Source organism: Paenibacillus phytohabitans, assembly GCF_013141775.1.
GTDB lineage: Bacteria > Bacillota > Bacilli > Paenibacillales > Paenibacillaceae > Paenibacillus_AQ > Paenibacillus_AQ phytohabitans.
Genome location: NZ_WHOB01000059.1, coordinates 188,852 through 204,088, shown reverse-complemented (window position 1 = coordinate 204,088; position 15,237 = coordinate 188,852). Strand labels below are relative to the sequence as shown.

Genomic DNA, 15,237 nt, shown 5'->3' with positions numbered 1-15,237 from the left:
AATTAAATCTGGCTGAAGAGAGACTGCCGTATGGTGATATTGACCACGCGGCAGTCTTTTTGATGAATATATAATTGTATATTTTCATTTATATGAGTCCTCCCCATGCTTCTGTTTGTTATGCAGCCCCCTTGCATACTCAGCTTGGCGATATCAAATGTCACATTAACCTGACGGGCAAACCTGTATAATTTTAAAGGTTGACCTTTAAATTGACGATTCTAAATATAGGAGGACTATAGAGCATGAGTACGAAATACAAAGCACTGGAACTGGATAAACCGATGACTTATGAGCTGGAGGGGCTGGAAGTCGGGGTCACCTCGAACTGCAATTTCCGCTGCGATTACTGCTGCGCTTACAATAGAAATGATGGACAGAGCATTAACGGCAAGGAGGTTATCCGCATTCTGGAGGAGCTGCCTAATCTGAAGCGTGTGCGCCTCTCGGGCGGTGAGGTGACGCTGAAGTTCCAGGACTGCGTGGACATTGTGGCTTACTGCACCTCCCGCGGGATTCAGACCCAGCTGAACTCGAACGGCAGCCTGCTGAATGAAGAGCGGATCGGGCAGCTGGTGGATGCAGGACTGACTACGATACATATATCCTTCAATTTCACTACTGCCGAAGCATTCTCTGCTTACTACAATATCCACACAAGCGTTTATAACAAGATCAGAGAGAACATCACCATGTTCGCCAAAACAAATGTAAATGTGGTGCTGGAAACGCTGCTGTTCAACGAAACACAGGATAATATGCGCGAGATCAGCGATCATGTCTATTCCATGGGTGTAAGAACGCATGAGATCCAGAACAGCATTATTATGGGGCATACCGGCTGGAAAGCGATCGCGGCCCGGGAACAGCTGAAGAATGCCGTGAACGAGCTGATTGCCCGTAAACCGGCGGATACCACCCTCTATTTCACATGTATGGACCGGTTCATGGAGGCTATGGGGTTCGAGGAACAGCCGGGTGTCTACTTCCCGCACTGCATTGAGGGCATGAAGCAGCTTCACCTGCACGGCAATGGCGATATTCTGATCTCCGAGCTATGCCACCCGGTTATTATCGGCAATATTTACAGCGGCACCTCGCTGAAGGATCTGTACAGCAACATGCCTGCACCGCTCGAAAAGTATCTGGAGAAGCGGCCTTGCCCGGCGCTTGATGCGCTTTTCCCGCAAGGGGTATAGTCCGGACGCAGCAGCAGAAGAGCTTATGAGCCGATATTGATATAACGCATTATATCAGGCAGGATTGCAGCCCAACCGCTGTGGTCCTGCTTTTTGCTGGGAATGACTTTGAATGACAGGTATTTCTGACTTTATTTCAACTATGAATGAAAACTTTCATGTATAATCATCAGCATGAGCTGTATAACAATGCAGAAACCTTCTGCTTCATTACTATAGAAATAGAGATAACACATATGGACTGGGAGGATTTCATCATGATTTACGGGTTTTTACTATTGCTGCTGGCCTGCTGCTTCCAAGGCAGCTTCGGGCTGGGGATGAAGAAATACCAGCCGTTCTCCTGGGAAGCGTTCTGGACGATTTTCTCGCTGGTAGGGATATTAATTATTCCGGTAGTCTGGACATGGATTGAAGTGCCCAACTTCTTCAGCTATATCCGGCAGACGCCTGCTGATGTGCTGTGGACGGCTTCCTTCTGCGGTTTCCTGTGGGGCATCAGCTCAATTATGTTCGGTAAGGCTATTGATTCCATCGGTGTCTCGCTGACCTATGGTGTTAACATGGGGATATCGGCATCGCTGGGTTCGCTGATTCCGCTGTTCATCTTCGGTAATATCCCGGCGGCTGGCTCATTTACGGTACTGCTGACCGGCACAGCAATTATGCTGGCGGGTGTTGCCGTGATTACCAAGGCCGGCCTGCTCAAAGAAAAGATCATCACCGCTTCCGGCCAAGGGACAAGCTCCGGCAGCAACCTGACCAAAGGCCTGATTATCGCTTCAGCTGCCGGGCTAGGCTCTGCTGCGATGAATATCGGCTTCTCCTATGCGAGTCAGGCGGCGGATATTGCCGTTGCCGATGGAACAGCCAGGATTAGCGCCAATCTTATTTCCTGGGTAATTACGCTGTCCGGCGGCTTCATCGCTAACTTCGCGTATGCTTTTATCCTGTTAATCAAGAACCGGACCTATAAGGATTATTTCGCCAAAGGTGCAGGCCCGGCCTACGGCAAGGCGCTGTTAACCGCTGCAGTCTGGTTCCTGGCACTCGGTGTCTATGCCAAGGCAACCGCATTACTCGGTCCGCTAGGCTCTGTCGTGGGCTGGCTTGCCTTCAACGGATTGTCGCTGATCATCAGCAATGCCTGGGGACTTAAGGACGGAGAGTGGAAAGGGTTCGCTGCTCCCAAGAAGCTGCTGCTGTGGGGGAATATAATATTGATTCTGTCCTGGATTGTGGTGGGGATCGCCAACAGCATGGCGTAGGATATTCCGCAAATTGGCAATTTTCCACTCTTCCGGGCGGCTTGGTTCTGTTATGATTTCATTAGAGGTGTTAACCAAGACCAAGAAATCTGCAGAGAAGGAATGTGTGACCCGCCATACATAGAGGGATACAACATGCTTAGTGCAATAAGACGCGGATTAATATCTTCCAATGTTGTGCTTGAGAAAATCATGCCGCTGCTCACACCTACAGCCATTGTGGTTGGTGTGCTTAACGAGGCGGCGCTGCTGCCGTTTACCTGGCTGGTGCCGTGGATTTTTGCTTTTATGACGCTGATCGGCAGTCTGAAATCTAATTTCCGTGACTTGCTGGCAGTGTTGGCTAAACCGCAGAAGCTGATCATCCTGCTGATTATTCTGCATATTGTGATGCCGCTGATCGGCTGGCTGGCAGCGATGGCCTTTTTCCCGGGAGATCCGTATACAGTTACAGGGTATGTGCTGCTGTTCGCCATTCCGACCGGTGTGGTCAGTGTGGTCTGGGTGTCGATGCATGGCGGGAATGTTGCTCTTACGCTGGCGCTGATCCTGATCGATACACTGCTCTCTCCGCTGGTTGTACCCGGCACGTTGTATCTGCTGATGGGGGCGAGTGTGCAGATTGAGATTGGGGAGATGATGCGGGGCCTGCTCTACATGGTGGTGCTGCCGTCCGTAGCGGGGATGCTGCTCAATCAGTTCAGCAAAGGCAAGGTTACGGCAGTCTGCGGACCGCCGCTGGCGCCGTTTGTCAAAGTAGGCCTGTTCATCGTTGTGTCGATCAATGGCGCTAGCATTGCCCGTTATCTGAAGCATCCGGATGGCAAGCTGGTCCTGATTATTGCCGTTACCTTCGTCACAGTCTTACTGGGTTATGTCATCGGTGCTGTAGTCTCACGCCGTTTCCGCTGGGATTATGAGAATACTGTTGCCGTTCAGTTCAACTCCGGTATGCGCAATCTGAGTGCAGGTGCGGTACTGGCAGTGAAATACTTTCCGCCAGCCGTTGCCCTGCCCGTGATTTCAGGTATGCTGTTCCAGCAGATTCTGGCTGCCTGCTCCGGCATGTTCATCCGCAGCCGGGCCAAACGTCTGTTGCAGGCCGGACTGAAGGCGGAATCCCTGGGAGGGCCAAAGGTCACTCCTGCCGAGGGTCGCATTTCGTTATAAACGTTACCTGGAATCCCGCAATTCCTCCTTGTTCGGTACCGCTGTAAGCGGCTGGGGGACTTGCGGGTTTTTCGGGCTGAAAAGAAATAAAAATAGTTATATTTCACTATGATTCGACAAAATGCGATATTATTTCCGAAAATTCGTCTAGGAATATTAATTATTTCTGTGGGAAATCCGATAGTAATTGTAATAAATGTTACAGTTTTTAGCTGTTTAGGTACTAGTGGATTAGATAAAGGCGGAAGGGTGTAGAAAACTATGAAGATTCGTATGAAGCTATCGGTTATGATGATTGTCGTTACACTAATTTCTACAGCATTAATGGGGATTTTTACGTACACCAAGTCCACTGGCACCATCTTGAATCTGACTGAATCTTCTATGGCACAAGTAAACACTAACAAAGCGCAGACTATTGCGGCAATGATCGATAAAGAGAAGCGGAGCATGCAGCTCGTTGCAGGTGAAAGCGAAATCGCGGAACTGCTGCTTCAAGCCGGGAACGGCGAACTTACTACCGGAGATGCACTGCAGAATGAAGTGAATGTGAAGCTTCAGGGCTTAGTCAAGGATGCTGGCAACCTTGAGCATATGTTTGTAGTTGATATGAAGGGAGTTGCGGTTGCAGACAGTGATACCAAGCTGGTTGGCACCGATTTCAGCGAAAGAAACTACACGAAGAATGTATTCAAGACAGGTGAAGCTGTCGTCAGTGAGACCTTGAAATCCAAATCCACCGGAGCTTATGTATTGGCCTTTGTTCATCCTGTAAAGAGCGGGGGCAAGATGATAGGTTTCGTCGCTTCGGCGGTTAATGCGAACAGTATTATTAAGTATCTGGCCGATGCGAAGGTGACCAATGCACCTTCATCTTACGCCTATCTGGTGGACGAAACCGGCAATATCCTCTACCATCCGGATGAGACGAAGATCGGTTCCGTGGTTGAGAATGCAGCGATCAAAGCTGTTGTGGAGCGTGTGAAGGTGGGCGAGACCGTACCGGATGGAACGGTGCAGTACACGTATGAAGGCGCGGAGAAAAAAGCGGCGTTCACCGTTCTCCCGGAGACTCACTGGACCCTGGTACTGACCGGAGATCTGGAGGAGATCATGCTGCCTGTACAGAAAATGACGAATTTTATTATTCTACTCGGAGTGGGCAGCCTGCTGCTTACGCTGTTGATTGGGGTTACTGTAGCTACCCGTATCTCCTCACCGATTATCAAGCTTACCCAGCTTATTAACCGCACCGCGGAGCTGGATCTGAAGTATGACAACCAGTATGAATACCTCACCAAAAATAAAGATGAGACAGGCACCATTGCCAAGGCAATGTTCCATACCCGCGCCGTTCTGCGTGAGATGGCCGGAAGCCTGATCTCGATTTCCTCGAAAGTGCTGGATAATGCGGAGATGCTGGAGAAGCTGTCCATCGACGTCAGAGAGAATGCGCATGATAATTCAGCCACTACGGAGCAGCTGTCGGCAGGAATGGAAGAAACGGCGGCATCTACCCAGGAGATGACGGCAGCGATTCATGAGATTGAGAACAATGTCAGAATGATCTCCACCCGGGTAAAAGAAGGCTCCGGTGTATCCGGCCAGATTACGGAGCGTGCATTGGCGCTTCAGCATGATGCGGTCACATCCACCGAGAATGCCAAACAGATCTACGGCTCGGTCCGTGGTGAGATGCAGAAAGCTATAGAGCAATCGGGAGCCATCAACGAGATCAATGTGCTGGCGGATACGATTCTCTCCATTACAAGCCAGACGAATCTGCTGGCCCTCAATGCTGCAATTGAAGCTGCACGGGCAGGGGATGCGGGCCGTGGATTCGCTGTTGTAGCGGGTGAAATCCGCAAGCTGGCCGAGAAGTCGTCGGAGACTGCGGCAGGCATCCAGGGCGTCGTCAAGAATGTCTACAGCTCCGTAGAGCAGATGATCGAGCATTCCGAAGCGATGCTGACGTTCATTGACCAGAATGTGCTGGGCGATTATGAGCGGCTGACCGAGGTCAGCCAGCAGTATAACAGCGATGCTTCCACGATTAACGAGCTGATGAACCAGTTCGAGGAGGCAGCCGATCACCTGAACGAAACGGTATCCAGCATCGCCATCGCCGTCAATGAAGTGGCGGCTACCGTGAACGAGGGCGCGATTGGTGTGCAGGATATCGCCGAGAAGACGGCGGATATTGTGGAGAAGACCTTCCATGAGGCCACCATGGCTGATGAGAATACGCAGAGCGCCAAGGAGATGCAGGTCCTGGTAGAGAAGTTCAAAATCTAAGCCGGTTTCAGCAGATTTTTACCCGCGCTTCATCTGATTTTAAGCTTCGGGGTATATATTAATCACATAACCCCCCTTTAATATAACTTAGACCCCGCCGGACGCTGGCGGGGTCCCTTTTTTTGTTGGTGCCGCGCATCCGTTAAGATTGAAATTCGTATCCCGCTTAAACAGCGGAGAGGACGGACTGACCTGCGGAAAATCGTTAGCGTTCACCTTGGTCTTCCGATTTCCACCGCTAAGGGAAACGAAAAAAAATCTTACGAGCACAGCGATTGGTACGACGGGCCGTTCGCACAGCGTCCACCCAAGTGCTCACGTTGATCCTACAAAGAAACAATCTGTCAGAAATGTCCCAAAGCTATTAATAGTTAATCGAGGCACCGCTCATCGTATACGCAGGATTCAGGAGTTTTTTGCAGGAAAATTGAGGTTCGAGTATGCTATATTAATTATAATCCAAGTCAGATAATGGAAGGAGGACGCTTCATGAGAAGATTAATGCTCAGCTCTACGCAAAGTCTATGGACGACATGGCAGTGGTTGTTGTGTAGAGCTGATAGCAAGTCTCCGCTGCAACGATTTGCCGCATAAAATGGTCTGTTCTATAGACTTTGCTGCCTTTACAAGTTCACTACTTTAAAGGAGCGGAGCTATATGAAATATGTAAATGCAGATCTGGTATTACCGCAGCAGTTGCTGCAGGAAGTACAGAAATATATGCAGGGCGGGATGCTCTACATCCGCAAGCCCGAGGGACAACGGAAACGGTGGGGGGAGAACTCAGGCGGCAGAACCTATCTGACGGCCCGGAACCAGTCCATTCGTGACCATTATGCCGGAGGCTTAAGCGTAACCGAGCTTGCCGAGCAATTTTGCCTGTCGGGTGACAGCATCAAGAAGATTGTATATGGAAGCAAGCAGATATGAGCAGCACTTATATTGAAATGAGAGAAGGAGTCGAACAGGACTCTTTCTTTTTTTGTGCAAAAAATGAATTGCAGCTGTTTATTATCTATGTCCTTCCGGTGAGCCGCCCATATAATTACAGACATACATATGCGGGAGGCAGGAAGATGACGGAACATAGTTTATGGAGCGGAATTACGGGTGAGCCCTCTCGGTCCCTCTGGAGATCGGGCAGGAATATAGCACTCAGGGCATTGGCAGAGTATGATCTGGAATGGAACAGGATTGAGCTTATCGGGATGTCGGATAGCGTCACCTTCCGGATTGAGACAGAAGATTCCGGCAGCTTTCTGCTGCGGATTCATGGTGAGCGCTTCAGCCGGGAGGAGATCCTGTCGGAGCTGGAATGGACCCGGTATCTCAATCAGACGGCGGGCTTTGTGGTCCCGCAAGGATTGGCCAGTTCCGGCGGCGGCTATATCCTGGAGACTGGAAGCGAAGAGCGGCAGCTTGCCTGGGTAACGGTGATGCACTGGGTGGAAGGTGAGTTTGTAGAGGGCAATCTGCCGGATGATCATATCTTCAGGATGGGGAAAATGCTTGCCGGTATGCACGAAGCGGGTACACCGTTCGTTCCGTCTGCCGGCTTCACTCGTCCGGTATGGGGAGCAGCCAGCTTCAAGCTGGAGTGGAGCAAGCTGGAGGAGCATCACGCGGTAATGGTAACGGAGGAACAATGGAAGCTCTATCAGGCTGCTGCCGCAAAAATACGGACTGATCTCGAAGCCATCCAGCCTGACTCCAGCAGCTACGGTTTGATTCACGGAGATTTACATAGCGGAAATGTTGTTTTTGACCAAGGCGAGCCGCGTGCGATCGATTTCGGCCGCTGCGGATACGGATATTTCCTCTATGATATGGCCGCCGCATTGCTGGAGCTCTCCCCCGGGCAGCGCGGCAGCCTGATCCAGGGCTATAGCAGTGTCCGGGAGCTGGAGCCGGATTATGAACGGAAGCTGGAATGCTTCTTCGTTATGATCATGATCGGAAATTACAGCCATCACATCTCTAATCCGGATGAAATCCCCGGTCTGCGGGAAGAACAGCCGTATGCACTGGCTTATCTGAGAGAATATCTGCAGGGTGAGCGTTTTTTGTTCAGACGCATCGAACCCTTCGTGATAGAGTGAGGGCAGCGTCCAGTTGTACTTAATAAATAGCAGAGCCCTTTGCGGTCTGCTTCTTCAATATCAGCTGTTCCCTGGTGATTATGCCGGTGGGGCAGCTTTTTTTGATGTACTGGGTGGTATCTGATCAACCGTTTTATTATGTAGTTTAAGAAATCATGCCGGAAAATTACGCGATGTTTGATGAGATTCCAGCAGTGAGTTGTGGAGGAAATGAGCTGTAAAAGAAATGTGTCGCAGCGAGGGTAACCGAGCCTAATGTATGCGAAAAACCGAATACAATGTGTCGCAGCGAGGGAATAGGGTGGAGGAATTGTGCTGCTTGATCGCCCTCAGGGCGATTTTATTCTCCGGGAGCCGCCGTTGGATTCGGAGCCCATGAGCGTTGAATTCATACGTTAGACCCCGGCAGCGTGCCCGCCAATCTGTAAATATGTCCATTGAACCTAGACTGAGGACATTTTTTGCGATCCCCCGGGGCGGTAACATAAAGACATCAAAGAGCAGTCGTCTTTGAATCACCGATAAAAGGGGAGTACACAGATGAAACGATCCATGCAAAAAGTAACATCACTATTACTGATGGTTATGATGCTGGCAATGGTAGTAGCCGCCTGCGGCGGGAACAATGCGAAGAACAACAGCGCAAATGCCGGTAACAGCGGCAAGGAGACGCAGGGAGAAGGCAGCAGCAGCGGCAAGAAAACAGAGCTTCTGTTCTGGTCACCGTTCTCCGGCTCGGATGGCCCGTTCATGAAGAAGATCGTAGATAAATACAACAGCTCCCAGGATAAATACAAAGTGAATTTCGTGATCCAGCCGAATGGTGAGTATTACAAGCAGCTGGATGTAGCGCTCAGTACCGGCAAGGAACGGCCGGACCTGATGATTATGCACGTGGATCAGGTGCCGACCTACCAGAGCAAGGATCAGCTGCAGCCTGTGGATGAGCTGGCGGCAACTGCCGGAATTAATTCTGCTGATTTTGCCGAAGCCCCGGTGAAGTACGCCACCATCGACAGCAAGCTGTACACCATTCCGCTCGACATCCACCCGGTGGTGATGTACTACAACAAGGATCTGTTCGAGAAAGCAGGGGTCACCGCACCGCCAACAAACCGTGCTGAATTCGACGCGGCCGTGGAGAAGCTGACGGATAAATCCAAAGGAGTCTACGGATATGTAGTGCCTACCCTTTGGCCGCAGCAGTTCATCTTCCCGTCGCTTGTCTGGCAGAATGGCGGAGAGCTGTGGAACGGAACAGACGTAGCTTACAATTCCCCGGAAGCTGTAGAAATGGTACAGTGGCTGCGCGATATGGTCGACAAGGGCATCTCCCCGGCCAATGTGCAGCAGGACGGCGAGAATACGCTGTTCCTCCAGGGCAAGAATGCGATCCAGTTCAACGGACCGTGGATGAAGTCGCAGTTTGATGAAGCCGGACTCAATTATGGCGTAGCCGTTATGCCGCAGATCGGCAAAGCGAAGCAGGCTATTTATGCAGGCTCCCACGGCTTTGTGGTTCCGAAGGCTGTGACAGACAGCAATACGCTGGCCGGCATCGGTGATTTCCTGAAATATGTCTCCGGCAACTCGCTGGACTGGGCCGAATCCGGTCAGGCGGTAGCTTCCAAAACTGTTATGGACAGTGCAGAATTCAAAGCTATGGAGTTCCAGAGTACCGTATCCCAGAGCTTCTCCTCCGTACAGTTTGCACCGAATGTGCTGAACTGGGGCACCATCGTCGAGCCGGTGTGGAGCGAGCTGAGCAATGCCATTCTCGGCAAAAAATCACCACAGCAGGCCATGGATGATGCTGTAGCCAAATCCCGTCAGGCGATGAAATAGCACTCATGACGAAGTGAACTTTTCGGTAAGCAAAAGCGGGAGCGCGGAATAGCTTCCCGCTTTTCTTTATACGAAGGAATGGAGGAATCTCTTTTGAAAAGCACATGGACTTCCCGCTTCACCTCATTTCTGTTCATACTGCCCTACCTTGCAGCCTTCGGATTGTTTCTGCTGTTTCCGATCCTGTACGGTGTTGTGATCAGCCTGCAGGACTTCGAGCTGCTGTCTGCCGCGCATCCCTTTGTGGGACTGCGGAATTATATAACGATATTTACCCCGGGGACTTATGAGAACAGTATCTTCTTCCGCGGGCTGTGGACGACTTTCCAGTTTGTCCTGTACTCCGTGCCGCTGCTGATCGTTGTGGGGCTGGGAATGGCGATGCTGGTCAATGCACTGCCGGCGAAGCTCCGGGGGTTATTCCGGACGTTCTATTTCCTGCCTTATGCCTTGTCGGCTTCGGTTATGGCCGTGATCTGGCTGATGATGTTCGATACCAATGCCGGATTCATTAACAGTCTGCTGCAAAAGCTGGGCCTGACGGGGATCCCGTGGCTGACGGCTACGCCTTGGGTGTGGATTGCGCTGGTGCTCACGACGCTCTGGTGGACGATCGGGTTCAATATGATTATTTTTGTGAATGCGCTCAACGAAGTGCCTGAAGATTATTACGAGGCTGCTGCTATTGACGGGGCGGGCGCGTGGAGCAGGTTTGTGTCGATTACACTGCCTTCGATCCGCCCGGTGATGCTGTTCGTGATGATTACCTCAACGATCGCGTCCTTCAACATTTATGCCCAGCCGTTTCTGCTGACACGCGGAGGGCCGGGAGACACCACCAAGGTGCTGCTGATCAATGTGCTTGACCAGGCATTCGTGCGCAAGGATATCGGCTCAGCTTCCGCGATGGCGATTCTGATGGCGCTGCTGATCATGATGGTGTCCATCGTGCAGTTCCGTCTTACGAACCGGAAGGAGAAGGTATAAATGGGAAAAGCCAAAAAAACCGGCCTGCTGCTGCTGGCCATTCTGATTGCACTGTTCGTGCTGCTGCCGCTCGTGTGGATGCTGTCCACTGCGTTCAAAAATGACTTCGAAGCCCTCTCCGGGCGGATGAACTTCTTCCCGCAGAAGCCCACCCTTGATAATTTTGTTCAGGGGCTGAGCGGGGAGCTGATGAATACACCGATTCTGCGCTGGATCATCAATTCCCTGTCAGTAGGGATTGCGGGCACAGCTATCGTGCTGCTGATTGATTCGATGGCGGCGTTTGCCCTGGCCCGGCTGCCGGATCTGCCGCTGCGCCGTACGCTGCTGTCCATGTTCATTGCCTCGCTGATGATCCCCAGCTTGCTGACCTTTCTGCCGATGTATATTGAGTTCAATACACTGGGGCTGATCAACACGTATCAAGCGCTGATTCTGCCGGCTACAGCCGGGGCATTCGGCGTGTTCCTGCTGTATCAGTTTTTTGTCTCCTTCCCGAAAGAAATCGAAGAGGCGGCACGGATCGACGGGGTGAACAAATGGAATCTGTATGCTAAGATCCTGCTTCCTTCCGCAGTGTCGATCATGATGACGCTGGGGATTTTCACCTTCATGGGAATCTATAATGACTTTGTCTGGCCGCTGTATGCAACCACCTCGCCGGAGATGCGGACGATCACCGCAGGGATTGCCATGATGGCCACCGGAAGCTACACCCAGAGTTATGGTAAATTAATGGCCATGACCACTATCGCGGCGCTCCCGGTACTGATTATCTTCATTGTCGGCCAGAAGTCATTCGTTAAGGCGATTACGAGCTCGGGTGTGAAATAACGGGTGATAGAACAGGAGATATAAGCTGTACTTCATAAATTAACATAAAGCTCAGGCGTCACTACGGTAGATATTTGGACTTCCGGCCGCACTTAAGATTTGAACTTGAAGCATATTCGTCACTACGGTGAACATTTGGACTTCCGGCCGCTGTTGTCCCCAGATTTCTTGATTAGAACCGCTTTTTCGCGGTGGAAATCCGGTGACAAAGGCGGTCGCTACCGCTCCTACAGTTCCAAATTTCCCCTTCGCTTCTTTTTGCTTTTCGTTAGTTTCTTTTGTGCTTAATATATAGTTCCAAATTCCCCATTCGTTCCTACCTGCTTTTTGTTAATTTCTATTGTACATCTTATATAAAACTGTTCCATAACCCTTGGAGGGAAGCAGATGGAATTGAAATCAGCGAAACCGCACAAGGCATGGACAGGTAAGAAATCACGTAGAATAATCTACTCCCTTGCGGCGGTTCTGTTACTTATACTGGCGGGAGGTGCTTATTTAGTGCTGCAGCACAATAATAGCGGGACAGATGAAGTCTATAACGGGCATGGCGGGACGTTCAAGAACACGCTTGCTGAGATTGATACTCCGGATCCGAGTGTGATCTACAAGGATGGATATTATTACATGACCTTCACCCATAACGGAACGGATATTATGGTGATGAAGTCCCGTACCCTGGATTTCCGTCAGGCTGAGCGGAAAGTGGTGTGGTATCCGCCAGCGGAGACTGCTTATTCGGCGAATCTCTGGGCACCCGAGCTCCAGTACATCCGGGGCAGCTGGTATATCTATTTTGCTGCGGATAATGGAATGAATGAGAATCACCGGATGTATGTGCTGCAGGGTGACAGCGGTGATCCGCTGGGCGATTATACCTTCAAGGGCCAAGTAACTGACAGCAGTAATAAGTGGGCGATCGACGGGCTGGCGATGGAGGTGGACGGGGAACTGTATTTCGTCTGGTCCGGCTGGGAAGGCGAGGTGAACGCTGCGCAGAACACCTATATTGCACCAATGAGTGATCCGCTGACGATCAGCGGACCGAGGGTGCTGCTGAGCGAACCGCTGCTGCCATGGGAACAAGCCGGAGGTCCGCCATACATCAATGAAGGCCAGTCGGTCCTTCATCAGGACGGCCGCGTCTTCATTGTCTATTCCGGCGCGGGCAGCTGGACTCCATATTATAGTCTTGGACTGCTCGCTTTGAAGTCAGGCGGGAATCCGCTGGAAGCAGCAAGCTGGAGCAAATCGCAGCAGCCGCTGCTGGCGATGGATGAAGCCGCCGGAGTGTACGGGCCGGGGCATAATTCGTTCACAGTATCGCCAGATGGCAGCGAGCAGTGGATTGTCTATCACGCGACTACTGGAGCGGCGGACGGCTGGAACAACCGCAAAGCACGGGCCCAGCCGGTCAACTGGGACGATGGCGGCCAACCTGTGTTCGGGAAGCCGCTGGCGCTGAGCACGGCGCTTGAGGTTCACGCTGGAATGGGAGTATTCCAGGCTGAGAATGCCATCCGCAGCGGGAACCGGCTGGAGTTCCCGTCCCTGCCGTCCACGGTGAATAGCGATACCCCGGTGCTGGTGCATTATGTGAATCCGGGTGGAGAACCGGCGGAGGCGGCAGTTTCAGTGAATGCTGGAACACCGTCAAAGCTTCAGCTGCCGCTGCCGCCTTCCGAAGAGGGACAAACCGGGTACGCCTATCTGAGCTTACCGTTCACAGCCGGGATGAATACAGTAGCCTTTGAGCTGCCGGAGGGAAGCGCAGCTGAACTGAAGGCCATAGAAATTCCCCGGTATGAAGGTGAAGCCCAGGCGATGGAGGGGGATGCTGATGCGGAGGATAACCCGTATGCCTCAGGCGGGGCAGCGGCAAACCTCAGCGGAAGCGATGCAGCGCTGCGCTTTAGCAATATTCATGTTCCGCGAAGCGGGGCCTACACCATCTCCGTAGCTGTTCTTAATGCTTCGCCGGACGCGAAGCTGGAGGTGGCGGTGAACGGGGATTCTACGATCGTATCGACTCTGGAATCTCAGGAACGAAACCAATTATCCTTCATGGAGCTGGAGCTGCAATTGCAGAGCGGTGCGAACGAAATCATTCTTTTTGACAGACAAGGCAGCTTCGGTATAGATTATATGGATATATGGCAGAAGATTGACTGAGCCGGCAGATTCATAGAATGCAAGCAAGACGGGGGCTTAACCATATGAGAGATACGGGATGTTATAGCGGACACAAACGGAACATATTGATTACGCTTTCAATTCTGCTGCTGGCTATGCTTCTGGTGCTGGTGATGGGCGGCTGCGGTACAGACGGGGCAGAGGAATCCCCACAGGCTGCCGCTGAGCCGGTAACTCTGGAGTATTGGACTCCATTCAGCGGCGGAGACAACATTTTCATGACCGAGCTGGTGCAGCAGTTCAACCGGGAGCACGGGGATATCCGGATCGATCAGATTAACTCCCGGCTGGATGATTATTATTCCCGGCTGCGCACGGCGATTCTGTCCGGTAATGCACCGGATTTAGCCATTATTCACGCGACCAATCTGCCGCAATTCGTACAGAACGGTTATATTGAGCCGCTTGACGGACTCGCTGCGGATACCGGGCTGGACTGGGGCCAGTTCAATGCCAAAATCGCTGAGTCCACGGTCTACGGCGGTGCCCATTATGCTGTACCCCTGGATACGCATACGTTAGTGCTCTATTACAATAAGAAGTATTTAAAAGAAGCAGGGCTGCTGGATGCCGGGGACAAACCGCTGATCGGCAAAGGAGAGCAGGGGTTTACGGAGTTCCTGCAGCAGTTGAAGGCGGAGTTACCGCCCGGTGTGGCTCCGCTGGCTCTGCCCAGCACACGTATCGATTCCGTGTGGCTGTGGTGGAGCTTATACAATCAGATGCAGGGCGGTGGTGTCTTTTACAATCCGGATGGTACGCAGGCTGTTTTTAACAACAAGGGATCGCTTCAGGCACTGGAGTTCGTGAACAGCCTGTATCAGCAGGAGCTGATTCCGCCGGATATCAACGATGCCTTCAAGCTGTTCTATGACGGTGAGGCGGCTATGCTGATTACAGGTGTGTGGGGAACTGGTGCTTTTGAGCAGGATGAGAACCTGGAGCTGGGCGTCGTGCCGGTTCCGGTCATCTATGATCATCCGGCGGTCTGGGGAGATTCGCATACGCTGGCTATTCCGGCCAAAAGTGAGATGAGTGCGGAGAAGCGTAATGCTGCTATGGTTTTTGCCCGCTGGGCGGTGGAGCATGGAGTGATGTGGGCGGAAGCAGGGCATGTGCCGAGTTCCCGGGAGGTCGTGGAGAGCGGGGCATATGCTGCACTGAAATTCCGCAGTGATTATGCCAATACCGCCAACTCCGTAGCCTATTGGCCGAGAAATGTGAAGCAGTGGACTATTAATGAAGAGATCATCCGGCAATTCGAGAAAATGATCTACAAGGAGCAAAGCCCGGAGCAGGCTCTGCAAAATGCGGTGGACAGCATTAACCTTCAGCTGAAGAAATGAC

11 protein-coding genes are annotated in these 15,237 nt (G+C 51.8%); all 11 read left to right on the top strand.

Annotation, left to right across the window (positions count from 1 at the left end):
* Positions 1-245: 245 nt before the first annotated feature.
* The 11 genes from GC101_RS19030 (at position 246) to GC101_RS18980 (ending at position 15,236) form a co-directional block, all read left to right on the top strand.
* On the top strand, positions 246-1,199 hold the full coding sequence (locus GC101_RS19030) for a radical SAM protein (protein WP_039303158.1): 954 nt from the start codon (positions 246-248) through the stop codon (positions 1,197-1,199).
* Between the two features lie 257 nt (positions 1,200-1,456).
* A complete protein-coding gene (locus tag GC101_RS19025) occupies positions 1,457-2,467 on the top strand; it encodes an L-rhamnose/proton symporter RhaT (RefSeq protein WP_171718504.1) in 1,011 nt (336 codons plus the stop codon).
* A 135-nt stretch (positions 2,468-2,602) separates the two neighbouring features.
* The gene (locus tag GC101_RS19020; RefSeq protein ID WP_171718503.1) at positions 2,603-3,637 is read left to right on the top strand and encodes a bile acid:sodium symporter family protein; all 1,035 of its coding nucleotides are present in this window, start codon (positions 2,603-2,605) and stop codon (positions 3,635-3,637) included.
* Positions 3,638-3,898: 261 nt separating this feature from the next.
* Positions 3,899-5,932 carry a methyl-accepting chemotaxis protein gene (locus tag GC101_RS19015; RefSeq protein WP_171718502.1) on the top strand — a complete coding sequence of 678 codons (2,034 nt, stop codon included), beginning with the start codon at positions 3,899-3,901 and terminating at the stop codon, positions 5,930-5,932.
* Positions 5,933-6,589: 657 nt separating this feature from the next.
* Complete coding sequence (locus GC101_RS19010) at positions 6,590-6,862, top strand: CD3324 family protein (protein WP_171718501.1); 273 nt, start codon at positions 6,590-6,592, stop codon at positions 6,860-6,862.
* A gap of 146 nt (positions 6,863-7,008) precedes the next feature.
* On the top strand, positions 7,009-8,031 hold the full coding sequence (locus GC101_RS19005; protein WP_171718500.1) for a phosphotransferase enzyme family protein: 1,023 nt from the start codon (positions 7,009-7,011) through the stop codon (positions 8,029-8,031).
* A 540-nt stretch (positions 8,032-8,571) separates the two neighbouring features.
* Entirely contained in the window at positions 8,572-9,876 is a 1,305-nt protein-coding gene (locus GC101_RS19000; RefSeq protein ID WP_171718499.1) for an ABC transporter substrate-binding protein, read from the top strand.
* Between the two features lie 93 nt (positions 9,877-9,969).
* Positions 9,970-10,863: a carbohydrate ABC transporter permease gene (locus GC101_RS18995; protein WP_231575329.1), complete on the top strand. Its 894-nt coding sequence runs from the start codon at positions 9,970-9,972 to the stop codon at positions 10,861-10,863.
* On the top strand, positions 10,864-11,697 hold the full coding sequence (locus GC101_RS18990) for a carbohydrate ABC transporter permease (protein ID WP_171718498.1): 834 nt from the start codon (positions 10,864-10,866) through the stop codon (positions 11,695-11,697). It abuts the gene before it with no gap.
* A gap of 501 nt (positions 11,698-12,198) precedes the next feature.
* Positions 12,199-13,869, top strand: coding sequence for a family 43 glycosylhydrolase (locus tag GC101_RS18985; RefSeq protein ID WP_343049760.1), 1,671 nt, complete (start codon positions 12,199-12,201; stop codon positions 13,867-13,869).
* Positions 13,870-13,913: 44 nt separating this feature from the next.
* Positions 13,914-15,236, top strand: coding sequence for an ABC transporter substrate-binding protein (locus GC101_RS18980; RefSeq protein ID WP_171718496.1), 1,323 nt, complete (start codon positions 13,914-13,916; stop codon positions 15,234-15,236).
* Position 15,237: the final 1 nt, after the last annotated feature.

Excerpts from the sequence above, each read along its gene's own strand:
- GC101_RS19030 (WP_039303158.1), top strand. The coding sequence starts at position 246 with ATGAGTACGAAATACAAAGCACTGGAACTGGATAAACCGATGACTTAT.
- GC101_RS19025 (WP_171718504.1), top strand. The coding sequence starts at position 1,457 with ATGATTTACGGGTTTTTACTATTGCTGCTGGCCTGCTGCTTCCAAGGC.
- GC101_RS19020 (WP_171718503.1), top strand. The coding sequence starts at position 2,603 with ATGCTTAGTGCAATAAGACGCGGATTAATATCTTCCAATGTTGTGCTT.
- GC101_RS19015 (WP_171718502.1), top strand. The coding sequence starts at position 3,899 with ATGAAGATTCGTATGAAGCTATCGGTTATGATGATTGTCGTTACACTA.
- GC101_RS19010 (WP_171718501.1), top strand. The coding sequence starts at position 6,590 with ATGAAATATGTAAATGCAGATCTGGTATTACCGCAGCAGTTGCTGCAG.
- GC101_RS19005 (WP_171718500.1), top strand. The coding sequence starts at position 7,009 with ATGACGGAACATAGTTTATGGAGCGGAATTACGGGTGAGCCCTCTCGG.
- GC101_RS19000 (WP_171718499.1), top strand. The coding sequence starts at position 8,572 with ATGAAACGATCCATGCAAAAAGTAACATCACTATTACTGATGGTTATG.
- GC101_RS18990 (WP_171718498.1), top strand. The coding sequence starts at position 10,864 with ATGGGAAAAGCCAAAAAAACCGGCCTGCTGCTGCTGGCCATTCTGATT.
- GC101_RS18980 (WP_171718496.1), top strand. The coding sequence starts at position 13,914 with ATGAGAGATACGGGATGTTATAGCGGACACAAACGGAACATATTGATT.